The organism is Citricoccus sp. NR2 (assembly GCF_027594385.1).
Lineage (GTDB): Bacteria > Actinomycetota > Actinomycetes > Actinomycetales > Micrococcaceae > CmP2.
Genome location: NZ_CP115154.1, coordinates 1,866,310 through 1,887,324, shown reverse-complemented (window position 1 = coordinate 1,887,324; position 21,015 = coordinate 1,866,310). Strand labels below are relative to the sequence as shown.

The following is a 21,015-nucleotide window of genomic DNA, read 5'->3' as shown; positions in this document are numbered from 1 at the left end:
GACTACGGCGCAACCGAGTGAATCAGCTCGACCACGCGGGTCAGCACGGTGGGGTCGGTGTGCGGGGGCACGCCGTGGCCGAGATTGAGCACATGGCCCGGCGCCACCGAACCCGCCTCAATCACCTCGCGCACATGGGCCTCCAACACGTCCCATCCGGCTTCGAGCAGGGCGGGGTCGATATTGCCCTGTAGCGGCACCGCGCCCCGGCCATCCGCCCCGGGGGTCGCGGTGAGCCTGCGGTGAGCCTCGTCCAGGGGCAGCCGGTAGTCGACGCCGACCGCGCTGGCGCCGGCGTCGCGCATGGCGGGTAGGATCTCCGAGGTTCCGGTGCCAAAGTGAATCAACGGCACTCCGTCCGGCCCGGCCAGGTCGGCGACCTGAGCGAAAGCCGCGGCAGAATGGGGCTGCACATGGGTCAGGTAGTCGCCCAACGAGAGCGAACCGGCCCAAGAGTCGAAAAGCTGACCGGCCGAGGCACCCGCTTCAATTTGAGCGCGCAGGAAGTGCCCCGAGGCACGTGCCGCCCAGCTGGCCAGTGCGTTCCAGGTGTCCGGTTCAGCATGCATCATGGTGCGCGGACCGAGGTGGTCACGCGAGGGCTTGCCTTCCACCATGTAGGCGGCCAGCGTAAACGGAGCACCCGCGAACCCGATCAAGGGGGTGGATCCCAGCTCGGCCACGGTCAGCCGCACTGCCTCGCGGATGGGTTCGAGTGATTCCTCCGTCAGTTCAGGCAGCGCTGCGACGTCTGCAGCGGTGCGCACGGGGGCATCCAGCACCGGACCGACCCCGGGGACGATGTCCACGCCCACCTCGGCCAGGCGTAGCGGGATGACGATATCGGAGAAGAAGATGCCGGCGTCGACGTCGTGACGACGCACCGGTTGCAGGGTGATCTCCGAGGCCAGTTCGGGTTGCAAGCAGGAATCCAGCATGGAAATCCCCTCGCGCAGCTGGCGGTATTCGGGCAAAGAGCGTCCGGCCTGGCGCATGAACCACACCGGACGACGGTCCGGCGTGCCGCCACGCAGGGCGGTGATCAGGGCGGAGCGCGCGGTGGAACGGGTAGCGTCATCGGTTACCAGCGGGTGGTCGGCAGGCAGCTGAGGTGCAGTCATGGCCCCTATTCTCGCATCACCGCGACAGCGGGGCGGATCCGTGTCGAGTTAGGCTTGCCTGCTTAGATTCGGTGCGATAACGGCCGTACGATAGAGCCATTGTGGCTCTGTTTTCTTTGGTTGCCGCGCACACCAGCCTAGACCTCGAGATGGTGGCGCAGTTGAGCACCGGAACCGATGAGGTCATCGCTGCCGTCCCCTCTGCCGAGGCAACACGCGGCGCCGTGGTGCTCTCCACCTGCAACCGCTTGGAGATCTACGCCGAATCCCGCGATGAGCAGAGCATTGACGAGGCCGCCGAGGAGATTCTCGATTCGGTCGCCCGCGGCGCCGGACTGAATGCCGACCAGGTGGCTTCTTCCTTCCAGTTGCGCCCCCAGGATTCTGCCGTGCGTCACCTTTTCACGGTGAGCGCCGGGCTCGATTCCGCTGTCGTCGGCGAGCGCGAAATTGCTGGCCAGGTGCGCCGCGCCCTGACGCAGGCCCGCGAATCGGGAATCACCACCGGCGGGCTGATCAAGCTTTTCGAATCCGCCACCCGCACCGCCAAAGATGTCGGCTCACGCACCGCCCTGGGTTCCACCGGACGCTCCATTGTTTCGGTCGCCCTGGATTTGGCCACCGAGTTGCGCGCTGGCACCGACCAGATTGCCGCCGCCCGGTTCTGGGAGGATGCCAATGTCCTCGTCATCGGCACCGGTGCTTACGCCGGCACGACACTGGCCCAACTACAAGCCCTGGGCGCGAAGAACGTGGCGGTGCACTCTGCCTCCGGGCGCGCCGAGCAGTTCGTCGAGGATCGCGGCGGCTGGGCCCTGGCCCTGGGTGGCGACAAGGTGCACGGCGCCTTCGCCGAGGCTGATGTGCTGATCGGTTGCTCCGGTGGCGCCCGCACGGTTGAAGCAGCCCAGTTGGCTGCACTTCGCGAGGATTCCCTGCACCGGCTCACCGTGCTGGATTTGGCGCTGTCCCATGACTTCGATCCTGCCATCGCCGATCTGGAAGGCGTGGATCTGATCACCCTCGAGTCGATCAAGCTGGCCGCTCCTGAGGAGCAGACCTCCGCCGTCGATCAGGCTCATTCCATGGTCGACGACGCCGTCTCTACCTTTGTCGCCGAGCGCCGGTCGCGCAGCGCCAACGATGCCATTGTCGCCCTGCGCCGCCACACCCACCAGGTGCTCGAAGAAGAAATCGCCCGGGTGCGCGCCCGCCACGGGTGCACCGCCGCGGCCGAGGAAGTGGAACTGGCCATGCGGCGGATGATCCGTCAGTTGCTGCATGAGCCCACCACGCGCGCCCGCCAGCTGGCCGCCGAGGGCCGACTGGATGAATACACCGCTGCTTTGCAGACCCTCTTCGGTCTGGAAACCGCCCCGGAGTCCCCCACCTCTTCGGCGGCGGCGTGCCCGGTGCACGAGTCATCCCAGCGCTCAGCCTGAGTTACTCGCTAGACTGTTCTCACCCCCTGTACCGAGAACGAGGCGAATACCCCACATGCCACCGACCACCAGGCTCCCCCGGGCGCAGCGTCGCCGCCAGCTGATGGACATCTCCCTGCGCGTCTTTGCCGAGAAGGGCTACCATGCCGCCTCGATGGATGACATCGCCGAGGCGGCTGATGTGTCCAAGCCTGTGCTCTACCAGCACTTCACCGGCAAGTACGAGCTGTTTCTGACCCTGCTCGACGAGCAATTGGCCGTGGTCCGTGATGCCATGGTGTCCGCGATGGCCGAGGCAGAGACCAACGAAGAGCGCGTCCGCGGCGCCGTGCGCACCCTCTTCGAATATATGGCACGAGAAGACGGCGCTCACCGCATCGTCTTCAACTCTGGTCTCGGCAACGATACTGAGGTCCGCCAGCGTGTCGACCAGTTCAACGATGCGCTGATCGGGCAGATCTCCGAGCACGTCTTCAACGAAACCTACCTCGACGACGAACAGGCGAAGGTGATCGGCCACGCCATGGCCGGCACCGTCCTCACTGCGGCCCGCTATTGGGCTAGCCGTCGTCGCAGCGGAGAAGAATTCCCCTCGTTGCACATCGACCAGGTCACCGAGCACACCTTCCAGTTGCTGTGGCAGGGCATCTGGACCTTCCAATAAGCAGGTTCGCGCTCGGCCGAACCCTGGCGTCGCTTCTGCCGGGTTCAGGTGGCTAAGCTGGAGGCAGCGACGCGCCCGGCGCGTCACCCCGCAGACCTACCAGAAGGATGGAACCCAGCATGGAGATTCGGATCGGCGTTCAGCACGTGGCCCGCGAGATCGTCCTCGAAACCGAGGCCAGCGCGGAGGAAGTGAATGAAAAGGTGCAGTCGTCGCTCACCCGCGGCGAGGTGCTGGAACTCACCGATAAGAAGGGCAAGACCCTGCTGGTGCCAGCCGCGGGCATCGGCTACGTGGAAGTCGGCAACTCCACCGCTCGCCCCGTCGGTTTCGCCGCCCAGTAATCGAAGAACTCACCGTTGCGCGGACCCCGATGGGGGTCCGCGTCGGTCTTTAAGGGTAGACTGGCCCAGAGCCGGGACTGTTTCCGGCCTGACCTGCAGCACATCTGCACCAGCAGGATGACCGATCGCTTGATGCGATACCCCTTGAAGACTTCCCGCGATCGGCTCCGCACACAGACAGGACCCGTATCGTATGAATTCCCAGCTGCACGCTGAAGACTCCACCGGACCCGCCGAAGAAACCATCGAGGTCGCCGAGACCATCGACGCCGTCGAGCCCGTGGTGGAGAAGACCTTCGCCGACTTCGGCGTCCGCGCCGACATGGCCGACGCCCTGGCCGCCAAAGGCATCACCTCCCCCTTCCCCATTCAGGCGATGACCCTGCCTTTGGCTCTGGCCGGCAACGACATCATTGGCCAGGCCAAGACCGGTACCGGCAAGACCCTGGGCTTCGGTCTGCCGCTGTTGCAGCGCGTGGTCGGCCCCGGCGAGGAGGGTGACCAATCCTTGCCGAAGGCCGGCATCCCGCAGGCGCTCGTGGTAGCCCCGACCCGCGAATTGGCCGTACAGGTCGCCGCGGATCTGACCGGCGCTCTGGGTCAGCGCACCGTGCGCCTGATGACGATCTACGGCGGCCGTGCCTATGAGCCGCAGATCGAAGAGCTGCAGCGCGGCGTCGACGTCGTGGTGGGCACCCCCGGCCGATTGATCGACTTGATGCGCCAGCGCCATCTGAACCTCTCCGCCGCCAAGATCGTGGTGCTGGATGAGGCCGACGAGATGCTGGACCTGGGCTTCTTGCCCGACGTCGAAACGCTGTTGGCCTCGGTGCCCGAGGTCCGCCAGACCATGCTGTTCTCGGCCACCATGCCCGGACCTGTGGTGGCGATGGCCCGCCGGTACATGACCCGGCCCACCCACATTCGCGCGGCCGATCCGGATGATGATTCGATTACCAAGAAGGATATCCGCCAGCTGATCTACCGCGCCCACCACATGGACAAAGACGAGCTGCTGGCTCGCTCCCTGCAGGCCGAGGGCCGCGGCAAGACCATCGTGTTCACCCGCACCAAGCGCACCGCCGCACGGGTGGCCGATGAACTCACCGGTCGCGGATTCGCTGCTGGTGCCCTCCACGGCGATCTGGGGCAAGGCGCCCGTGAGCAGGCACTGCGTGCGTTCCGCAATGGCAAGATCGACGTGCTGGTGGCCACCGACGTCGCCGCCCGCGGTATCGATGTCGACGACGTCACCCACGTGTTCAACTTCCAGTGCCCTGAAGACGAGAAGACTTACCTACACCGGGTGGGGCGTACCGGTCGTGCGGGCAACAAAGGCATCGCCGTTACCCTGGTGGACTGGGAGGACGTGCCGCGGTGGACCCTGATCAACTCCGCGCTCGGTCTGGACCAGTCCGACCCGCAGGAAACCTACTCGTCCTCCCCGCACCTCTTCGCGGACCTGAACATCCCCAAGGGCACCAAGGGCCGACTGCCCAAGGCGCAGCGCACCCGTGAGGGTCTCGACGCCGAGAACCTTGAGGAGCTAGGTGGCCGCGACGAAAAGCGCGACAACTCCGGCCGTGGCAGCCGCGGCGGACGCTCCGGCGGCGGACGGGGTGGTCGTTCCGGCGGCTCCTCCGAGCAGAAACAAGGCGAACAGAAGCAGGGCGAAGGGCGCAACCGGCGTCGCAGCCGCAACCGCACCCGCCGTCGCAACGGTGAGATTGTGCAGCGCGACGAGCAGAGCTGAACGTGGTCGGATTCGACCCCGAAGGTCCGGATCTGATCGTCGAAGCGGAGAACCTCTCCTATCTCGACCAGTTGCCGGAGCAGACCTTTACCGTCGTCTACCTCGATCCGCCGTTCAACACGGGCCGAGTGCAGTCCCGGTCCACATCGACGACGACGCGGGTGGCTCCCGGTGACGGCGACCGCACCGGCTTCGGCGGGCACAGCTACCAGACGGTGAAGGGCGCGCTGTCGTCCTATGATGACGCCTTCACCGACTACTGGGAGTTCCTGGAACCGCGCCTGCGGCAGGCCTGGCGGCTGCTCGCCGACGACGGCACCCTATACCTGCACCTGGATTACCGCGAAGTGCACTACGCCAAGGTCATGCTAGACGTGATCTTTGGCCGGGACCACTTCCTCAACGAGATTATCTGGGCCTACGACTACGGGGGCCGGGCTCGTCGCCGCTGGCCGTCGAAACACGACACGATCCTGGTGTATGTGAAAAATCCGCGCACCTACTGGTTCGATTCGACCGAAGTCGACCGGGAACCGTATATGGCCCCCGGACTCGTCACCCCGGAGAAGCGGGAACGCGGCAAGCTGCCCACCGACGTCTGGTGGCACACCATTGTCTCCCCCACCGGCAAGGAGAAAACCGGCTACCCCACCCAGAAACCGGTGGGGCTGTTGCGCCGAATGGTGGCGGCGTCGTCGCGCCCCGGAGACTGGGTGTTGGACTTTTTCGCCGGCTCGGGCACCCTCGGTGCTGCCGCCGAGCAATTGGGGCGCCGGTACCTGTTGGTGGATCAGAACCCGCAGGCGATCGAGATCATGCGCAGCCGCCTCCCTCAGGCGCTGGTCACCACGCCGCCTCGGTGACGCCGAGCGCAGCAATCTGGTCCACGACGTCGCGGTCCGTGGTGTACTCACCGATCCGATTCGGTTTGCCTGCCCCGTGATAATCCGAGGCACCAGTCATGAGCAGGTCATGACGGCGCGCCAGCTGCCGCAACCACTGCCGGTCCGCATCCGGATTGTCTCGGTGGTCCACCTCCAGTCCCACCAGGCCGGCCTCGATCATCTCCTCGAAGGTGTCCTCCCCCACCACGCGGCCGCGGGACACCGCCCTCGGATGGGCAAACACCGGCACCCCGCCCGCCTCGCGCACCAGCCGCACCGCATCGGCCGGGTCCGGCGCGTAATGCCCAACATAGTAGGGCGACGACGGCAGCAGGATACCGGCGAAGGCGGCGGTACGGTCAGGCACCACCCCGGCTGCGACGAGCGCATCCGCCAGGTGCGGCCTGCCCACCGTGGCCCCAGGCTCGGTCTGGGCCTGCACGAGCTCCCAGGTAATCGGGAAGTCCTCACTGAGTCGCTGCGCCATCTGCTCGGCCCGAGTCAGCCGCGAGCGCACCGAACGCTCCATCTCGTCTTTCAGCCCCGGATGATCGGGGTCGTGGAGGTAGCTGAGCAGGTGCACGCTGACCCCTTGGGCGGATACACAGGAGATTTCCATGCCCCGCACCACGGCCACCCCCTCGCGACGTCCCGCCGCCACGGCTTCGTCCCAGCCGGCGGTGGTGTCATGGTCGGTGAGTGCCAACCCCTCCAGCCCGGCCTCCGCGGCGGCACGCACCACCGCGGACGGCGATTGGGTGCCGTCGGAGCAGTGCGAGTGGGTGTGTAAGTCGAAGGCCATGGCATCAGTGTGCTGTGCCGGGTCAGCGCTCTGCAAGTGTGGTGCACCCATGAAACAATGTGGTCATGACTGAATCCGCCTCGATGACCCCGTCGCACCACGAGTCCTCCCACGAGCAGGACCAGCCCCTGGAGAACCGCGTCGACAACCGATCGCAGCGCCCCACCTCCGAGGCGTTCAAGGAGTTCATGGCCTCGTCCTGGGCCCCCGCCGATACCAGTGAGGCCCCGCTGAACGCCTCCGCCCCGTTCGCCGCCCAGCGTCGCGCTGCTGTTTCCGCACGCTTCTCGGGTGAACGCGTGGTGGTTCCGGCCGGTGAGCCGAAGGTCCGATCGAACGACACCGACTACCGTTTCCGTGCGCATTCAGCGTTCTCCCACCTGACCGGTCTGGGGGCCGACCATGAACCCAGCGCGGTGCTGGTGATGCAGCCGGTGGAACCCGGAACCGGGGACGACGGCTCGGACCACGAGTCCACCCTGTATTTCCACCCACTAGCTGGACGTGACAGTGAGGAGTTCTACACCAACGCCCGCACCGGCGAATTCTGGGTGGGTGCACGCCCCACTCTGGCGGAGATGAGCCAGCGCACCGGGCTGCGCACCGCGGATCTCGCCGACCTGGAGGTGGCGGTGACCAAGGACGCCGGAGCCGTGGAAATCGGGGGGCTGCGCATTCGCCTACTGCGCGGTTCGGACCTCACCATGGAGGCTCTCGTCGATACCTCCCGCATCAACACCGGCGTCGATCTGGAAGCCTCCGATGCCCTGGACGGTGAGCTCACCGAGTTCACCTCCGAGCTGCGCCTAGTCAAGGATGAGTGGGAGATCGAGGAGATGCGCGGTTCGGTCGCGGCCACCCTGCGCGGTTTCGACGACATTGTGAGAATTCTGCCCACCGCCCGGGAGCATGATCGTGGCGAGCGCGTGGTCGAGGGGGCGTTCTTCGCTCGGGCCCGGTTGGAGGGTAACGACCTCGGTTATGACACCATCGCCGCTTCCGGCAACAACGCCACCGTGCTGCACTGGATCCGCAACACCGGCTCCGTGCGTGACGGGGAACTGATTCTGGTGGACGCCGGGGTGGAGGCAGATTCGCTCTACACCGCCGACATCACCCGCACCCTGCCGGTCAACGGCACCTTCTCTCCTGTGCAGCGCCGCATCTACCAGGCGGTGCTCGATGCGGCCGACGCCGCCTTCGCCATCGTGAAGCCGGGCATCCGGTTCCGGGAAATCCACCAGACCGCCGTCACCGTGCTCGCCCAGCGCCTGGACGAGTGGGGTCTGCTGCCGGTCAGCGTGGAGGAGGCGGTCTCGCCGCAGGGCCAGCAGCACCGCCGGTGGATGCCGCACGGCACCAGCCACCACCTGGGTCTGGATGTGCATGACTGCGCCCAGGCGAAGAAGGAACTCTACCTCGACGGCGTGCTGGAGCCGGGCATGGTGTTCACCATCGAACCCGGGCTCTACTTCAAGGCCGAGGACTTGGCCGTGCCCGAGGAATACCGCGGCATCGGCGTGCGTATCGAGGACGACATCCTGGTCACCGCTGACGGTGCTGAGAACCTGTCGGCAGCGCTACCGCGCACTCCGGACGACATCGAAGCCTGGATGGCCCACCACAACGGTTAGCGGGAGCGGTCCGAGTCCTCCGAGGTCTCCGGGTCGACGCGGACCCCGTACTGAGGGCGGCCGTCGGGCAGGTCCGGGATCTGCCCGCGGCGCGACGGCGCCGGGGTTTCGGTGGATTCCTCTTCTGCAGCAGGAGCGGTCGGAGCAGCCGGCTGAGTGGGAGCTGCGGGCTGGGCCGGGGCGCTCGGGGCCGGCGCCGTCGACCCTCCGAGAATGCCGCGGGCCCGGTGGGACACCTCAAAATCGCACACCAGATCGTAGCTGACCGCCACCACCTGCGGAATCGTGTCGAAGCCGGGGGTCTTCTTCCGCATGGCCTGGCCGAGCACGCCGAAAATCACCCAGATCCCGATGCCCAGGGCCACCGAGCTCAGGATCTGCAGCCCGGCGGTCTCCGGGACGATCAAACTCATCAGCAGTCCGATCAACAATCCGAAGAACGCGCCCTGAATGGCAGAACGCAGCACCACGGCCGGGTAGCCGGCGCGGCGGCGCAGCCGGTTCACCACGCGCACATCGCGGCCCACCACCGTGAGGGCCTGCAAGCTGATGCCCTCGTCCACCAGCCGCTGCACCGTCTGCTGGGCGGCGTCGAACGACGGGTAGTTGCCGATCAACTCCCCGCGCGGCAGACCGGAGCTCATGGACGACGGAGGGACGGGACCGAGGAATGACATGGTGCTATTTTCTCGTGCTTCGCGCACGCGCGCCAGCGATTATGCCCACCGAGTAAGCCACCCTGGGTTCCGCCTGACTCGGCACATTCCCGCCGCAGGGCTTAGGCTGTAACGGTGAGCAAGATCTTCGTTGCCCGACTGCTGGGCCAGGACGTGTTCGACCCGCTGGGCGACCGCCTCGGGCGGTTGCGCGACGTCGTGGTGGTCGACCGCGGCCATATCGATCCGCCGGTGGCCTCCGGCATCGTGGTGGAGGTGCTGGGCAAAAAACGAGTGTTCGTGCCGATGACCCGGGTGACCTCGCTGGACTCCGGCCAGGTGATTACCACCGGGCTGATCAATCTGCGCCGTTTCGAGCGCCGCGGCTTGGAGATGACGGTGGCCGGGGACCTGTTTGACCGCCGTGTGGTACTCCAAGACGGTTCCGGCAGCGCCGTCCTGCAAGACGTGGGCCTGACGCGCCAGCGCAACGGTGACTGGGCCGTCTCCGACCTTTATGTGCGCCGCGTCGGTGCCCGCCGGGGCGCCTTCGGCCGGTCCCGGGGCGAGCACCTGCTCGTCGGCTGGGAAGAATCGCGCTGGGCCGGGCAGGAAGAGCCCCAGGGAGCGGCCAACTTCGTCGCCGCCCACGAAGACATGAAGCCGGCCGACCTCGCCGATGCCCTGCACGAGATGACCGAGAAGCGCCGGGTGGAGGTCGCCGCAGAGCTGCACGACGAGCGTCTGGCCGATGTGTTGCAGGAGCTGCCCGACGACGACCAGGTACTCATTCTGTCCAATCTGAACCTGGATCGTGCCGCGGACGTGCTCGAAGAAATGGACCCAGACGACGCCGCTGACTTGCTCAATGAGCTGCCCGATTCCCAGCAGGAGCTGCTGCTGGAGCTGATGGAGCCCGACGACGCCGAAGACGTGCGCCGCCTCATGGAGTACGAGGAGAATACCGCCGGCGCGGTGATGACCCCCGTCCCGATCATCATGTCCCCGGAAGCGACCGTGGCAGAGGCGCTGGCAAACATCCGCCAGCACGACATTTCCGCCGCCCTGGCCTCCTTGGTCATCGTGGCCCGTCCTCCCCTGGAGACCCCCACCGGGCGCTACCTCGGAGTCGTGCACTTCCAGAAGCTGCTGCGCTACCCGCCGCCGGAGCTGCTGGGCAACCTGCTCGACAAAGAGCTGGAACCGGTCACCGACTTGACTCCGCTGCACACCGTGACCCGCGAGCTGGCCACCTACAACCTGACCAGCATCCCGGTCATCAACGACGCCCAACGCGTGGTGGGCGCGGTCACCGTGGATGACGTGCTGGATCACCTGCTGCCCGATGACTGGCGCACCATGGACCCTGAACAGATCCGCACCCACGACGAGTCCGAACCGGGCACCGGGATCATCACGCAGATCCCGACGTCGTCTCCGTGATCCACACACCAGCGAAGACCAGGAGGAACCGTGGCTGAGAAGAACGACAAGGCCGAGCCCGCCGGCCAGCGCCGTATTCGTGACCTGGACAAGCCCCTGGGTACCCGCGGCCGCCGCATTTCGCTGCGGGGCCCCAACCCAGACGCCTTCGGGCAATGGACCGAGGGCATCGCCCGGTTCATGGGCACCCCGCAGTTCTTGCTGTGGATGTCGCTGTTTTGTGTGCTCTGGCTGGGGTGGAACACCTGGGCCCCCGAGGACTGGCGCTTCGACTCGGCCGCGCTCGGATTCACCGCGCTCACCCTGATGCTCTCCCTGCAGGCTTCCTATGCCGCGCCCTTGCTGTTGCTCGCCCAGAACCGGCAGGACGACCGCGACCGGGTGTCGCTGCGCGAGGATCGCGACCGGGCCGAGCGGAATCTGGCCGACACCGAATACCTCACCCGGGAGATCGCCGGGCTGCGCCTGGCCGTTCAAGACACCGCCACGCGTGATTTTGTGCGCTCCGAACTGCGCAGCGTGGTCGAGGATCTCACTGATGACCTGCGCGACTCACTGCTGCAGGAACTGCGCCAACAGCAGCGCGACACCGTGCCGGAGCCCGACACGACCACCGATACCCTGGCGCGTCTCACCGACGAGCAGATCGCCGAGCGGGCCGGAAAACGAGACCACTGAGCGGAGGGATTGCGTGACCGACGCATCCGATGTCACAGCCCAGGCGCGCACACGTCTGGCCGGCGTCATCGACCCCGAGCTTCGCCGCCCCATCACCGAGCTGGGCATGCTGGGCGACGTCACCGTCACCGACACCGACGAGGGCACCGTGCTACGCGTGCAGATTCGGCTCACCGTGGCCGGTTGCCCGCTGCGCGGCACCATTCACGACGACGTCGCCGCCGCGCTGGACGGGCTTGACGGGGTGGCCCGGGTCGACGTCGACCTGACCGTGATGACACCCGAACAGCGTGCCGCCCTCAAAGACCAGCTCACCGCCGGCCGCCCGGCCAATCCGTTCGGTCCCGAGACCCTCACCCGAATCTTCGCGGTCGCCTCTGGCAAGGGCGGGGTGGGCAAATCCACGGTCACCGCCAACCTGGCCGCCGGGTTCGCCGCCCGCGGCTACTCCGTGGGCCTCATCGACGCCGATATTCACGGGTTCTCTATTCCGGGCCTGCTCGGGGTGGACCAGGCCCCCACCCGGATGGAAGGGATGATCCTGCCCCCGGTAGCCCACGGAATCAAGGTGATCTCCATTGGCATGTTCCTCGACACCGACCAGCCGGTGGCGTGGCGCGGACCGATGCTGCACCGGGCCCTGGAGCAGTTCGTGACCGATGTCTACTGGGGAGACCTGGACCTGCTGTTCATCGATCTGCCCCCGGGCACCGGCGACATCGCCATCTCCGCAGCACAGCTGCTGCCGTCAGCTGAACTATTGGTGGTCACCACCCCGCAGCACGCCGCCGCCCAGGTGGCCGCACGCGCCGGACAGCTGAGCACCCAGACCCAGCAGCCAGTGGCCGGGGTCATCGAGAATATGGCGGCGATGACGCTGCCCGACGGCACGGTGCTGGATCTCTTCGGCTCCGGCGGTGGCCAACAGGTCTCAGAACGCCTCACCGAAGCCTTGGAGACTCCGGTGTCGCTGCTGGGTTCGGTGCCGCTGGATCCGGTGTTGCGTGCCGACGGCGACGCTGGAGAGCCCACCATGCTGGCGCATCCGGACTCCCCGGCGGCCACGGCGCTGGATCAGGTGGTCACTGCTCTGGCCAGTCGCGGCCGCGGACTGGCCGGTCGCCGACTGCCGGTATCTCCGCGCGATTAGGTCGCCTCGTCGTCGAACGGTGCCGGGCGGGTTTCTTCCGGCTCGGTTGCCTCGACGTCGTGAGTGGGATCATCCGTTTCCGGAGACGCCGCTGGGGCAGCGTCTTGGGTGGAGTCGGTCGAGGAGGAACGGAACGCCTCGCGAGGGTCGAGTTGTTTGAGGTCCTGGCGTAGCGTGGTCCGGTCGGTGCCCGTGACCCCAGCCACCTGTTTCAGGTCGTCCAGTGGTTCGGCCAGGGCGTCGCGGATAATCCGCCGCGGGTCGTATTGACGGGGGTCGTAGCGTTGCCAGTCGACCTCGTCGAAGTCGGTGCCGGTTTCCTCTTTGAACTGCTGTTTCGCGCCCTCGGCCATCCGGCGCAGTTTACGCACCCAGTCGCCGAGGGCCCGGGTGTATTCCGGGATCTTCTCGGGACCCAGCAACAGCAAGGCGAGCACGATCAATACGATCAGCTCGCCGCCGTTGATTCCGAAGATGTTCACAGTACGTTAGCTTACCGGCTCAACCAGGTCTCAGCTGTGAAAGGTCATTGTCCCAGCCCAGGAATAATCTCTTGGAATCCGCGCTGCAGGCGGTCCATGGCCGAGTCCGGCAGCGTGCCGCCCTTAATGCGGGACTGCTCGGACATCCGTAGAGCCGACATCATGGCCGCCGCGTTTTCCACGGGGCTGGACGAGTCCACCTGGTAGGAGGCGTGCTCGGAGTTCAGTCGGGCCGTCCAGGTGTCGTCGGCAAAGGTTTGGACTTCGATGCTGGTGTCGGGGCCGATGTCGATGGTGGTCACTGGCCCGGAATGTTCTTCTTCCACGGGGCAACCGGTCACCTGGTCGTCCTCAACCTGGCGGCATTCGCGCACCACGGTCACGATTTCGTCGTCACCTGAGCCGCGGCGCATCTGGGTGGAGATTTCCGCCCAGTTCTCGCCGGAGAGCACCGAGGCCGACTGCATGGACATGCCGAAATCAGCTAGCCCGGGGATGTTCCAGCCGTAGCCGCGCAACTGCGACAGTGCAGAGACGGGTACGTCGGTGCCCGAGGCGGTGAGATCTGCCCCCTGGGTCGATCCGGCGGTGGAGACCATCGGCCATTGTGCATCATCGGATGAGGCCGACGACGAAGCGGAGGATTCGGAAGTACCCGAAGCACTCGAAGAAGTCGTCGACGACGGCGTACCGGCCGTCAACGTGGGCGTGATGAGGGGACGATCTTCCAGCCGCGCGTCCGACCCCGTGGCGGAAAGCTCTTGGGGCAATAACGACGGCGACCCGACCGACAGGGAAACGCTACCGCGCCCACCGGCCACCCAAGCGAACAACAGCATGGCCACTGCCACGGTGCAGACCAACACGAGCCCGATGACGACTTTCCAGCCGGCGATCCCGGAGCCGGGACGCAACACCGCTTCGGGAGCAGGACCGGAGGTAGCGGACTGGCGCACCGGGATGATGTGAGACTGCTGGGCCTGCCGGCTATAGCGCAGGGCCGCGGCGCGCTGAGAGATTTCTTCGGCGCATTCGTGACATTCGGCCACATGGCGCTGGACCCTGCGGCGCGAGCCGGGGGTCAAAGAATTTTCGAGATACGAGTCGAACCGAGACCGGGGATGCGGCCTCCGGCTACGTTGCGTGGTACTCATCCGTGATGTCCTGCATGGGCTTGGAGTGCGTCCGTCCTTCGTGTGCCTCGTCAAGTGCTCGCTCGTGGTCCTCAGTCTGCCTCCACAATCTGAAAGAAGACTGGAGGCAAGCTGTGCAGCACGCCACGCACCGTAGACTAGGGTGGCAGAATCATCGAGCCCCTCACCGAAGGATGACACGCCGGAATGAAGGCCCTGAGCCCCCACCAGACGGATAAGCATGCCAGCTGGGCGTTCGCGGAATCGCGCCCGGAAGAAGCCGAGGTCATGCTGCGCGCCCGAGAGCGCTCGGCCGAACTGGGGATCACCGCCGTCACCGAGGGGACCGCCGCATTGCTCAGCGTGCTCTCGGCCACCACGCGCCCGCGCACCCTGGTGGAACTGGGCACCGGTGCGGGCGTGTCCGGGCTGGCACTGATGAACGGCGCCGGAAAGGGAGCGGTACTGACCACTCTGGATCCCGACGCCGAGGCCCAGCGTGCCGCCCGTGAGGCGTTCGCCGAGGCCGGCCACCCGTTGTCACGCACACGGATGATCACCGGGCGCGGACGCACGGTACTCCCCCGGTTGTCGACGTCCAGCTACGATCTGATGTTTATCGACGCCGACATTGCGGTGTTGGAGTTCCACGTACAAGAAGCCGGGCGCATTCTGCGACCCGGCGGCTTGCTGATCATTAATGACGCCCTCGATGGGGACCGCGTGCCACGGCCTGCGGTCCGCGAGGCCTCCACGATCACCGCTCGCGCGGTGGAACGCACTCTGCGCGACGACCACGAGACCTGGGCTCAGTCATCGCTGGTCACCGCCGGCACCGGAGTGTTGCTGGCCACCCGCGCCTGAGCCAGGCTCAGGCCTCTTCGGTGACCCCCACCAGGCACTCCTTGAGCGCCTGCGCCTCTTCGGCGTTGATTTCCACCACGAGACGTCCACCGCCGTCGATCGGAACACGCATGATGAGGCTACGGCCTTCTTTGGTCACTTCCATCGGGCCGTCACCGGTGCGGGGCTTCATGGCTGCCATGGGTACTGTTCCCTTCGTAGTTGGACGGTGTTTCGTGAAAAGTCCTGCACCTATTATTCCGGATTCCGCTCGGCGACGGTAACAGTTGAGGCGCTGCGTAGCTCGTCGATCTCGGCTTCAGAGCGGGCCAGCTGCCGGGTGAGCCGGTCGAGGACCTCGTCCACCTGGTCCGCACGGTAGCCTCGGAAGCCGAGCGAAAAGCGTACCCGGGCGACGTCCTCGGAGCGCGGCTCGTTCGGCAAAGTCACAGCGGGCAGGGTCTCAACCGGGTCGGACAGGGGCCGGGCGAACCCGGTACCGGCCACCACCACGACGGCGATGGCCGCGATCAGCAACACGCCGATCAGCAGGATCTCAATAATGAACAGGCTGGTCCCCATAGGTTTATTGTCTCACGAGGGTTCGTTCATGGAGACGAGTCGGGCCACGGCCTCTTCGGCGGTGTCCACCACGCAGAGCAGCTCGACGTCCTCGGACGAGATCATGCCGCGGGCCACCAGGGTGTCGGTGATCCAGTCCATCAGCGGCGCCCAGAAGCCGGAGTCGACGAGGACCACCGGGAAGCGGGTGATCTTGCGGGTCTGGATCAGCGTGAGCGCTTCGAACAGCTCATCCAGGGTGCCCAACCCGCCGGGCAGCACGATGAACCCCTGGGAGTATTTGACGAACATAACCTTGCGCACGAAGAAATAGCGGAAGTCGATGCCCAGGTCGACCCACTGGTTGAGCCCCTGTTCGTGCGGCAGCTCAATGCCCAGACCCACCGATTCGCCATCGGCGTCTTTCGCACCCCGATTGGATGCCTCCATCACCCCGGGACCGCCCCCGGTGATCACCGCATAGCCGGCCTCAACCAGACGGGAACCGACCTCGCGGGCCAGGGCGTACGTGGGTGAATCCGGGGAAACCCGCGCCGAACCAAAGACGGCGACGGCGGGCCCCAGTTCGGCCAGGGTGCCGAAGCCCTCCACTAGTTCGCCCTGCATGCGCAGCACCCGCCAGGCATCAGTGGTGGTGCTGTGAATGCCCTGGCGCGCCCGTTCGGGGCCGACGGGCCGGGAATCCAACAGCAGCCGGTCGAAGCTCGGGGCGCCGCGATGGCGGCCGCGCCGGGTCTGGGGACCGCGGGTGTCGCAGTCGTCGGGGGTGCGGTCTACGGCGTCGTCCATATACCGAGCATAGCGGTGCAGGTGAGATACTGTCCGGTGATGCAGCCTTCCGGAAACACCCTGTCCCCCGCCCCGCGCCGCCTGATGACCGGTGCGGTATTCACCGTCGCCGCCCTGGCGCTCAGCGCGTGCGGGGCAGCGGAACCCGACGCCGAGCAGCCCGCCCCGAGCGCGGAACCCACCGCAGAATCGACCCTGCGGGTGGGCGTGCAGCTGGACTCTCCCGGACTGGCCGCGGGCGTGGATGCGACGTCGCCCTCGGGTCTGGACGTGGATCTGGTGACCGCGCTGACCACAGAGCTACCGGGCACCGCCGTCGAATGGGTGCCGATCAGCGCCGAACAATCCGGGCAGCTCCTGGCCGACGACGAGATCGACCTGGCGCTGGTGCACGGACCGGTGAGCAACGTTGGCTCACGCGACGGCGTCACCGCGGTGGGCCCGTATCTGCAGACCGTTCCGGCGCTGCTCGTGCCGGCCGAAGACGCCGATTCCTTGCCCGGTGACGGGTCCTGGGAACCGGTGGCTGACCTCGAGGATCTGGACGGTACTGCGCTATGCGTGCCCGCTGGGGCGGACCGTTCGCTGCTAGAGCTGGATGAATCGGGTGAGCCCGACATCCTGGAGCAGCCCAGTGCGTCCGAGTGTGCCCTGGCGTTGACCTCCGGGCGGGTGCAAGCTGTGCTGTCGGACCGGGTGCAACTGGCCGGGCTCGCCGTGGATCCGCGGTTCTCTGGCCAGGTGGAGGTGCTCGAATGGGATGATCTCGACGAGTCCACCCCGCCGGCCGTCACCTATCAGGTACTCGCCGGCGGCCAGGAGACCGTATGTCAGTCCATGTTCGGGATACTCTCCGACCCGGATCGGATGGCATCGCTGCTGTCGAACGCCGCGACCACGGAAACCTCCGAGTCTGCGGCCGCGGAGCTCTCCGACGCGACCTCCCCCTGCTGAGCGGTTCTTAGCCCAGCAACCAACGACGTAGCGCCTGAAGGCAGACGCGCACCGCTTCGGCGTCGACGTGTTCGTGGTCGGTGTGGGCCAGCAGCGCGTCGCCGGGGCCGAAGTTCACCGCAGGCACGCCCAGTTCGGAGAACCGAGCCACATCCGTCCACCCGTACTTGGGTAGCGGCTCGCCGCCCACCGCGTTGACAAACTCCACCGCCGCCGGATGATCCAGCCCCGGCCGGGCGGCCGAGGAGGCGTCGGTAATGCGCACCTGGTCCCAGTCGACGCCGGCCCCGGCCAGCACCTCGCGGACGTGCTGGTGTGCCTCGTCGAGGGTCTTGTCGGGGGCGAAGCGGTAGTTGACCTCCATCACGCAGGTGTCAGGGATGACATTGCCGGCCACTCCCCCGCGGATGCGCACCGCGTTGAGGCCTTCACGGTAGTCCAGGCCCTGCACGCTGATCGTGGCGGGCTCATACTGCGCGAGCGCGTCCAGCAACGCGGCGGCTTGGTGGATGGCGTTGACACCCTTCCAGGCGCGCCCGGAGTGGGCGGCGACCCCGTCGAAGGTGATCTCGTACCGGCAGGTGCCGTTGCAGCCGCCTTCGACCACCCCGTTGGTCGGTTCCAGCAGCACCGCAAAGTCGGCCTCGAGCAGTTCGGGTGCCTCGCGGGCCACCCGTCCCAGCCCGGAGGCTTCGGAGGCGACCTCTTCATGGTCGTAGAACACCCAGGTGACGTCGCGGTCGATCTCCGGGGACTCAGCAGCGCCGATGAGGCGGGCCAGCACCAGCTGCACGGCCACCCCGCCCTTCATGTCGACCGCTCCGCGGCCGTAGAGCGTCTCGCCGTCCCAGACGCCGGGCACCTGGGCGCGGGCGCCCTCTACGGTGGGCAGCGGCACCGTGTCGAGGTGCCCGGCCAACACCACCCGGGTGTCGCGTTTGAACTCGGTGCGGGCCACCACGGTGTCACCGATCCGGGTCACCGTGAGCTTCGGCAGGGACCGAAGTTGAACCTCGACGGCGTCGGCCAACGGGGTTTCGGAGTCCGATACCGAGTAGATGTCGATGAGCTGCCCGGTGAGGCCGGCCACATCGTCGTCGAGGTTCAGGGTCACGGGGGTCGGCGGGGGCGTCGCAGTCATGCAGATCAGTGTATCCGCCCGTCCTGACTGCCATAATGAGGACCATGTCTAACGAGTCAAATCTCCAGAATCTTTCCCCCACCGTCGCCGCAGGCATCGGCCTGGCGACCGTCACCGCCGCCGGCACCGTGCTGGACACCTGGTTCCCGGCCCCGCAGCTGGCCTCCGCCGCCGAGTTGGCCGAATCCGACCAGGTGAGTTCGGCCCTGGAAGCCGCCGCCCAGAGCGACGACGCCCGCGGCACCACCCAGCGTGTGGTCACCATTGAGGCGGATCTGACCGCGGCGCCCACCAGCGCCGAGGACGCCTGGCTACGCCTGCACCTGCTCTCGCACCGCCTGGTGCGCCCGAACACCATCAACCTGGACGGTGTGTTCGGTCTGCTGACCAATGTGGTGTGGACGAACTTCGGTCCGTGTGAGGTCGAGGGCTTCGAGCTGACCCGCGCCCGCCTGGCCGCCCGCGGACCCGTGGTGGTCAACGCGGTGGACAAGTTCCCCCGAATGACCGACTACGTGGTGCCCGCCGGTGTGCGCATCGGTGACGCCAGCCGCGTACGCCTGGGCGCCCACCTCGCCGCCGGCACCACCGTGATGCACGAGGGCTTCGTGAACTTCAACGCCGGCACCCTGGGCAGCTCGATGGTCGAGGGCCGGATTTCAGCTGGCGTCATCGTCGGCGACGGCTCCGATGTCGGCGGTGGCGCCTCCATCATGGGCACTCTCTCCGGCGGTGGCACGCAGCGCATCGTCATTGGCGAGCGGGTGTTGCTGGGCGCGAACTCCGGTATCGGCATCTCCCTGGGCGATGACTGCGTCGTCGAGGCTGGTCTCTACGTCACCGCGGGCACCCGTGTGGCCGTGCGCGCCGAGGGTGAGGACCGGGTCGTCAAAGCTGTGGAGCTGTCGGGCGTCTCCGGCCTGCTGTTCCGCCGCAATTCGGTCTCCGGTCAGGTGGAAGCGCTGGCGCGCGCGGGCCAGAAGGTGGAGCTGAACGCGGAGCTGCACAAGAACTAGTCACCAACGAGTCACCGCCAAAACGACTGCGGGTCCAGCACCTGAAAAGGTGCTGGACCCGCCGTCGTTAAGGAGAAATTCAGATGCCGGGGTAGTCGCGCTGGACCTCTCCGGTGTAGACCTGGCGCGGACGGCCGATCTTCGTGGACTTGTCCTCGATCATCTCGCGCCATTGGGCGATCCAGCCGGGCAGGCGGCCCAGGGCGAAGAGCACGGTGAACATCTTCTCCGGGAAGCCCATGGCCTTGTAGATCAGGCCGGTGTAGAAGTCGACATTCGGGTACAGCTTACGCTCGATGAAGTACTCATCGGCCAGAGCGCGCTCTTCCAGGCGCATGGCGATATCGAGCAGTTCGTCGCCGCCCTTGACCTTACCTAGAATCTCATCGGCAGCAGCCTTGGCGATGCGGGCGCGCGGGTCATAGTTCTTGTACACGCGATGCCCGAAGCCCATCAGCTTCACGCCGTCTTCCTTGTTCTTCACCTTGTCCATGAACGTTTCAGGCTCCAGGCCCTCGGTCTGGATCTGGCGCAGCATGTTCAACACAGCCTCGTTGGCGCCACCGTGCAGCGGGCCGTAAAGCGCATTAATGCCTGCGGAGATGGAGGCGAACATGTTCGCGTGCGAGGAGCCGACCAGGCGCACGGTCGAGGTGGAGCAGTTCTGCTCGTGGTCGGCGTGGAGGATCAGCAGGCGATCCAGGGCCTTGACGACATCGTCGTCGAGCTCGTAGGCCTCTGCCGGTACGCCGAAGCACAGGCGCAAGAAGTTCTCGGTGAGGTTCAGTGAGTTGTCCGGGTAGAGCATCGGCTGGCCCAGCGACTTCTTGAACGCGTACGCAGCGATGACCGGCAGCTTCGACATCAGGCGGATGGTCGAGATGTGGACCTGTTCCTCGTTGAAGGGGTCCAGGGAGTCGGCGTAGAAGGTCGACAGTGCGGACACCGCGGAAGACAGCACCGGCATCGGGTGGGCGTCGCGGGGGAAGCCGGAGAAGAAACTCTTCAGGTCTTCGTGAAGCATGGTATGGGACCGGATGTTCTGGTCCCAGTCGTTGAGCTGGCCGTCGGTGGGTAGCTCGCCGTAAATGAGCAGATAGGCGACCTCGAGGAACGAGGAGTGCTCGGCCAGCTGCTCGATCGGATAGCCGCGATAGCGGAGGATACCTTCGGCGCCGTCGATGTAGGTGATCGCGGACTTGGTGTTCGCAGTGTTCATGAAGCCGGGGTCGTAAGTGACCACTCCGGTCTCTTTGAGCAGCGGGCCGATGTTCAACCCTTCATTGCCCACCGTGGAGGTCTCGCGGATCAGTTCGACATCATGCCCATCAACAGACAGAGTTCCGGAGGTATTCTCAGTCATAGTGCTCCCTCGAGAAGATCGGCCACAACGGCATGCTGTGGCGCCACACACATTATCGGTTCGACTCTAACCTACCAATATCCGGCAGGTTTCGCCCGTTCAAGGAAGTGCGACGCACGTCACGTGGAGTCATCGTCGCTG

The 21,015-nt window shown here is 66.4% G+C and carries 22 protein-coding genes; 12 read left to right on the top strand and 10 right to left on the bottom strand.

The features are described from left to right. Positions 1 to 2 precede the first annotated feature (2 nt). Positions 3 to 1,121 (bottom strand): uroporphyrinogen decarboxylase, encoded by a 1,119-nt coding sequence (gene hemE / locus O1A05_RS08950; RefSeq protein WP_270104874.1) that lies wholly within the window; start codon positions 1,119 to 1,121, stop codon positions 3 to 5. A 101-nt stretch (positions 1,122 to 1,222) separates the two neighbouring features. On the opposite strand from hemE, the gene O1A05_RS08945 reads away from it, so the two are divergent. The 5 genes from O1A05_RS08945 (at position 1,223) to O1A05_RS08925 (ending at position 6,187) form a co-directional block, all read left to right on the top strand. Continuing rightward, entirely contained in the window at positions 1,223 to 2,563 is a 1,341-nt protein-coding gene (locus tag O1A05_RS08945; RefSeq protein ID WP_270104873.1) for a glutamyl-tRNA reductase, read from the top strand. Positions 2,564 to 2,618: 55 nt separating this feature from the next. Further along, on the top strand, positions 2,619 to 3,227 hold the full coding sequence (locus tag O1A05_RS08940; protein WP_270104872.1) for a TetR/AcrR family transcriptional regulator: 609 nt from the start codon (positions 2,619 to 2,621) through the stop codon (positions 3,225 to 3,227). Between the two features lie 119 nt (positions 3,228 to 3,346). Then, positions 3,347 to 3,571, top strand: a complete 225-nt coding sequence (locus tag O1A05_RS08935; protein ID WP_270104871.1) for a DUF3107 domain-containing protein — start codon at positions 3,347 to 3,349, stop codon at positions 3,569 to 3,571. Positions 3,572 to 3,764: 193 nt separating this feature from the next. Then, positions 3,765 to 5,324, top strand: a complete 1,560-nt coding sequence (locus O1A05_RS08930) for a DEAD/DEAH box helicase (protein ID WP_270104870.1) — start codon at positions 3,765 to 3,767, stop codon at positions 5,322 to 5,324. Positions 5,325 to 5,326: 2 nt separating this feature from the next. Then, positions 5,327 to 6,187, top strand: coding sequence for a DNA-methyltransferase (locus tag O1A05_RS08925; protein WP_270104869.1), 861 nt, complete (start codon positions 5,327 to 5,329; stop codon positions 6,185 to 6,187). Here O1A05_RS08925 and O1A05_RS08920 read toward each other — a convergent pair. Then, entirely contained in the window at positions 6,168 to 7,010 is an 843-nt protein-coding gene (locus O1A05_RS08920; protein ID WP_270104868.1) for a PHP domain-containing protein, read from the bottom strand. The genes O1A05_RS08925 and O1A05_RS08920 overlap by 20 nt on opposite strands. Positions 7,011 to 7,075: 65 nt before the next feature. On the opposite strand from O1A05_RS08920, the gene O1A05_RS08915 reads away from it, so the two are divergent. Next, positions 7,076 to 8,644, top strand: a complete 1,569-nt coding sequence (locus tag O1A05_RS08915) for an aminopeptidase P family protein (RefSeq protein WP_270104867.1) — start codon at positions 7,076 to 7,078, stop codon at positions 8,642 to 8,644. Here O1A05_RS08915 and O1A05_RS08910 read toward each other — a convergent pair. Further along, complete coding sequence (locus tag O1A05_RS08910) at positions 8,641 to 9,321, bottom strand: general stress protein (RefSeq protein ID WP_270104866.1); 681 nt, start codon at positions 9,319 to 9,321, stop codon at positions 8,641 to 8,643. The two genes, O1A05_RS08915 and O1A05_RS08910, sit on opposite strands and share 4 nt — an antisense overlap. Before the next feature lie 114 nt (positions 9,322 to 9,435). Here O1A05_RS08910 and O1A05_RS08905 point away from each other — a divergent pair, with 114 nt between their 5' ends. The 3 genes from O1A05_RS08905 (at position 9,436) to O1A05_RS08895 (ending at position 12,571) form a co-directional block, all read left to right on the top strand. Then, positions 9,436 to 10,743, top strand: coding sequence for a magnesium transporter MgtE N-terminal domain-containing protein (locus O1A05_RS08905; protein ID WP_270104865.1), 1,308 nt, complete (start codon positions 9,436 to 9,438; stop codon positions 10,741 to 10,743). Between the two features lie 75 nt (positions 10,744 to 10,818). Then, on the top strand, positions 10,819 to 11,421 hold the full coding sequence (locus tag O1A05_RS08900) for a DUF1003 domain-containing protein (protein ID WP_270107538.1): 603 nt from the start codon (positions 10,819 to 10,821) through the stop codon (positions 11,419 to 11,421). Between the two features lie 13 nt (positions 11,422 to 11,434). After that, positions 11,435 to 12,571 (top strand): Mrp/NBP35 family ATP-binding protein, encoded by a 1,137-nt coding sequence (locus O1A05_RS08895; RefSeq protein ID WP_270104864.1) that lies wholly within the window; start codon positions 11,435 to 11,437, stop codon positions 12,569 to 12,571. Here O1A05_RS08895 and O1A05_RS08890 read toward each other — a convergent pair. After that, on the bottom strand, positions 12,568 to 13,053 hold the full coding sequence (locus O1A05_RS08890) for a twin-arginine translocase TatA/TatE family subunit (RefSeq protein ID WP_270104862.1): 486 nt from the start codon (positions 13,051 to 13,053) through the stop codon (positions 12,568 to 12,570). The genes O1A05_RS08895 and O1A05_RS08890 overlap by 4 nt on opposite strands. 44 nt (positions 13,054 to 13,097) lie before the next feature. Continuing rightward, positions 13,098 to 14,207 carry a zf-HC2 domain-containing protein gene (locus O1A05_RS08885; protein WP_270104861.1) on the bottom strand — a complete coding sequence of 370 codons (1,110 nt, stop codon included), beginning with the start codon at positions 14,205 to 14,207 and terminating at the stop codon, positions 13,098 to 13,100. A gap of 186 nt (positions 14,208 to 14,393) precedes the next feature. Between O1A05_RS08885 and O1A05_RS08880 the strand changes: the two genes are divergently transcribed. After that, a complete protein-coding gene (locus O1A05_RS08880) occupies positions 14,394 to 15,050 on the top strand; it encodes an O-methyltransferase (protein ID WP_270104860.1) in 657 nt (218 codons plus the stop codon). Positions 15,051 to 15,057: 7 nt separating this feature from the next. On the opposite strand, the gene O1A05_RS08875 is transcribed toward O1A05_RS08880, so the two are convergent. Genes O1A05_RS08875 through O1A05_RS08865 form a run of 3 tightly spaced genes read right to left on the bottom strand, consistent with a single transcriptional unit; the run spans position 15,058 to position 16,400 of the window. Beyond that, the gene (locus O1A05_RS08875; protein ID WP_270104859.1) at positions 15,058 to 15,231 is read right to left on the bottom strand and encodes a DUF3117 domain-containing protein; all 174 of its coding nucleotides are present in this window, start codon (positions 15,229 to 15,231) and stop codon (positions 15,058 to 15,060) included. A gap of 53 nt (positions 15,232 to 15,284) precedes the next feature. Further along, positions 15,285 to 15,611: a DivIVA domain-containing protein gene (locus tag O1A05_RS08870; RefSeq protein ID WP_270104858.1), complete on the bottom strand. Its 327-nt coding sequence runs from the start codon at positions 15,609 to 15,611 to the stop codon at positions 15,285 to 15,287. Between the two features lie 12 nt (positions 15,612 to 15,623). After that, complete coding sequence (locus O1A05_RS08865) at positions 15,624 to 16,400, bottom strand: TIGR00730 family Rossman fold protein (RefSeq protein ID WP_270104857.1); 777 nt, start codon at positions 16,398 to 16,400, stop codon at positions 15,624 to 15,626. A 39-nt stretch (positions 16,401 to 16,439) separates the two neighbouring features. On the opposite strand from O1A05_RS08865, the gene O1A05_RS08860 reads away from it, so the two are divergent. After that, positions 16,440 to 17,354 carry a transporter substrate-binding domain-containing protein gene (locus O1A05_RS08860; protein WP_270104856.1) on the top strand — a complete coding sequence of 305 codons (915 nt, stop codon included), beginning with the start codon at positions 16,440 to 16,442 and terminating at the stop codon, positions 17,352 to 17,354. A gap of 7 nt (positions 17,355 to 17,361) precedes the next feature. Here O1A05_RS08860 and dapE read toward each other — a convergent pair whose 3' ends face one another. Then, a complete protein-coding gene (gene dapE / locus O1A05_RS08855; protein WP_270104855.1) occupies positions 17,362 to 18,495 on the bottom strand; it encodes a succinyl-diaminopimelate desuccinylase in 1,134 nt (377 codons plus the stop codon). Positions 18,496 to 18,539: 44 nt separating this feature from the next. On the opposite strand from dapE, the gene dapD reads away from it, so the two are divergent. After that, positions 18,540 to 19,511, top strand: coding sequence for a 2,3,4,5-tetrahydropyridine-2,6-dicarboxylate N-succinyltransferase (gene dapD, locus O1A05_RS08850; protein WP_270104854.1), 972 nt, complete (start codon positions 18,540 to 18,542; stop codon positions 19,509 to 19,511). 79 nt (positions 19,512 to 19,590) lie between these two features. Here dapD and O1A05_RS08845 read toward each other — a convergent pair whose 3' ends face one another. Further along, entirely contained in the window at positions 19,591 to 20,874 is a 1,284-nt protein-coding gene (locus O1A05_RS08845; RefSeq protein WP_270104853.1) for a citrate synthase, read from the bottom strand. Positions 20,875 to 21,015 lie beyond the last annotated feature (141 nt).

Coding starts and splice junctions, on each gene's coding strand:
- hemE (WP_270104874.1), bottom strand. CDS start 1,121: ATGACTGCACCTCAGCTGCCTGCCGACCACCCGCTGGTAACCGATGAC.
- O1A05_RS08940 (WP_270104872.1), top strand. CDS start 2,619: ATGCCACCGACCACCAGGCTCCCCCGGGCGCAGCGTCGCCGCCAGCTG.
- O1A05_RS08935 (WP_270104871.1), top strand. CDS start 3,347: ATGGAGATTCGGATCGGCGTTCAGCACGTGGCCCGCGAGATCGTCCTC.
- O1A05_RS08930 (WP_270104870.1), top strand. CDS start 3,765: ATGAATTCCCAGCTGCACGCTGAAGACTCCACCGGACCCGCCGAAGAA.
- O1A05_RS08920 (WP_270104868.1), bottom strand. CDS start 7,010: ATGGCCTTCGACTTACACACCCACTCGCACTGCTCCGACGGCACCCAA.
- O1A05_RS08915 (WP_270104867.1), top strand. CDS start 7,076: ATGACTGAATCCGCCTCGATGACCCCGTCGCACCACGAGTCCTCCCAC.
- O1A05_RS08910 (WP_270104866.1), bottom strand. CDS start 9,321: ATGTCATTCCTCGGTCCCGTCCCTCCGTCGTCCATGAGCTCCGGTCTG.
- O1A05_RS08885 (WP_270104861.1), bottom strand. CDS start 14,207: ATGAGTACCACGCAACGTAGCCGGAGGCCGCATCCCCGGTCTCGGTTC.
- O1A05_RS08880 (WP_270104860.1), top strand. CDS start 14,394: ATGAAGGCCCTGAGCCCCCACCAGACGGATAAGCATGCCAGCTGGGCG.
- O1A05_RS08875 (WP_270104859.1), bottom strand. CDS start 15,231: ATGGCAGCCATGAAGCCCCGCACCGGTGACGGCCCGATGGAAGTGACC.
- O1A05_RS08870 (WP_270104858.1), bottom strand. CDS start 15,611: ATGGGGACCAGCCTGTTCATTATTGAGATCCTGCTGATCGGCGTGTTG.
- O1A05_RS08865 (WP_270104857.1), bottom strand. CDS start 16,400: ATGGACGACGCCGTAGACCGCACCCCCGACGACTGCGACACCCGCGGT.
- O1A05_RS08860 (WP_270104856.1), top strand. CDS start 16,440: ATGCAGCCTTCCGGAAACACCCTGTCCCCCGCCCCGCGCCGCCTGATG.
- dapE (WP_270104855.1), bottom strand. CDS start 18,495: ATGACTGCGACGCCCCCGCCGACCCCCGTGACCCTGAACCTCGACGAC.
- dapD (WP_270104854.1), top strand. CDS start 18,540: ATGTCTAACGAGTCAAATCTCCAGAATCTTTCCCCCACCGTCGCCGCA.
- O1A05_RS08845 (WP_270104853.1), bottom strand. CDS start 20,874: ATGACTGAGAATACCTCCGGAACTCTGTCTGTTGATGGGCATGATGTC.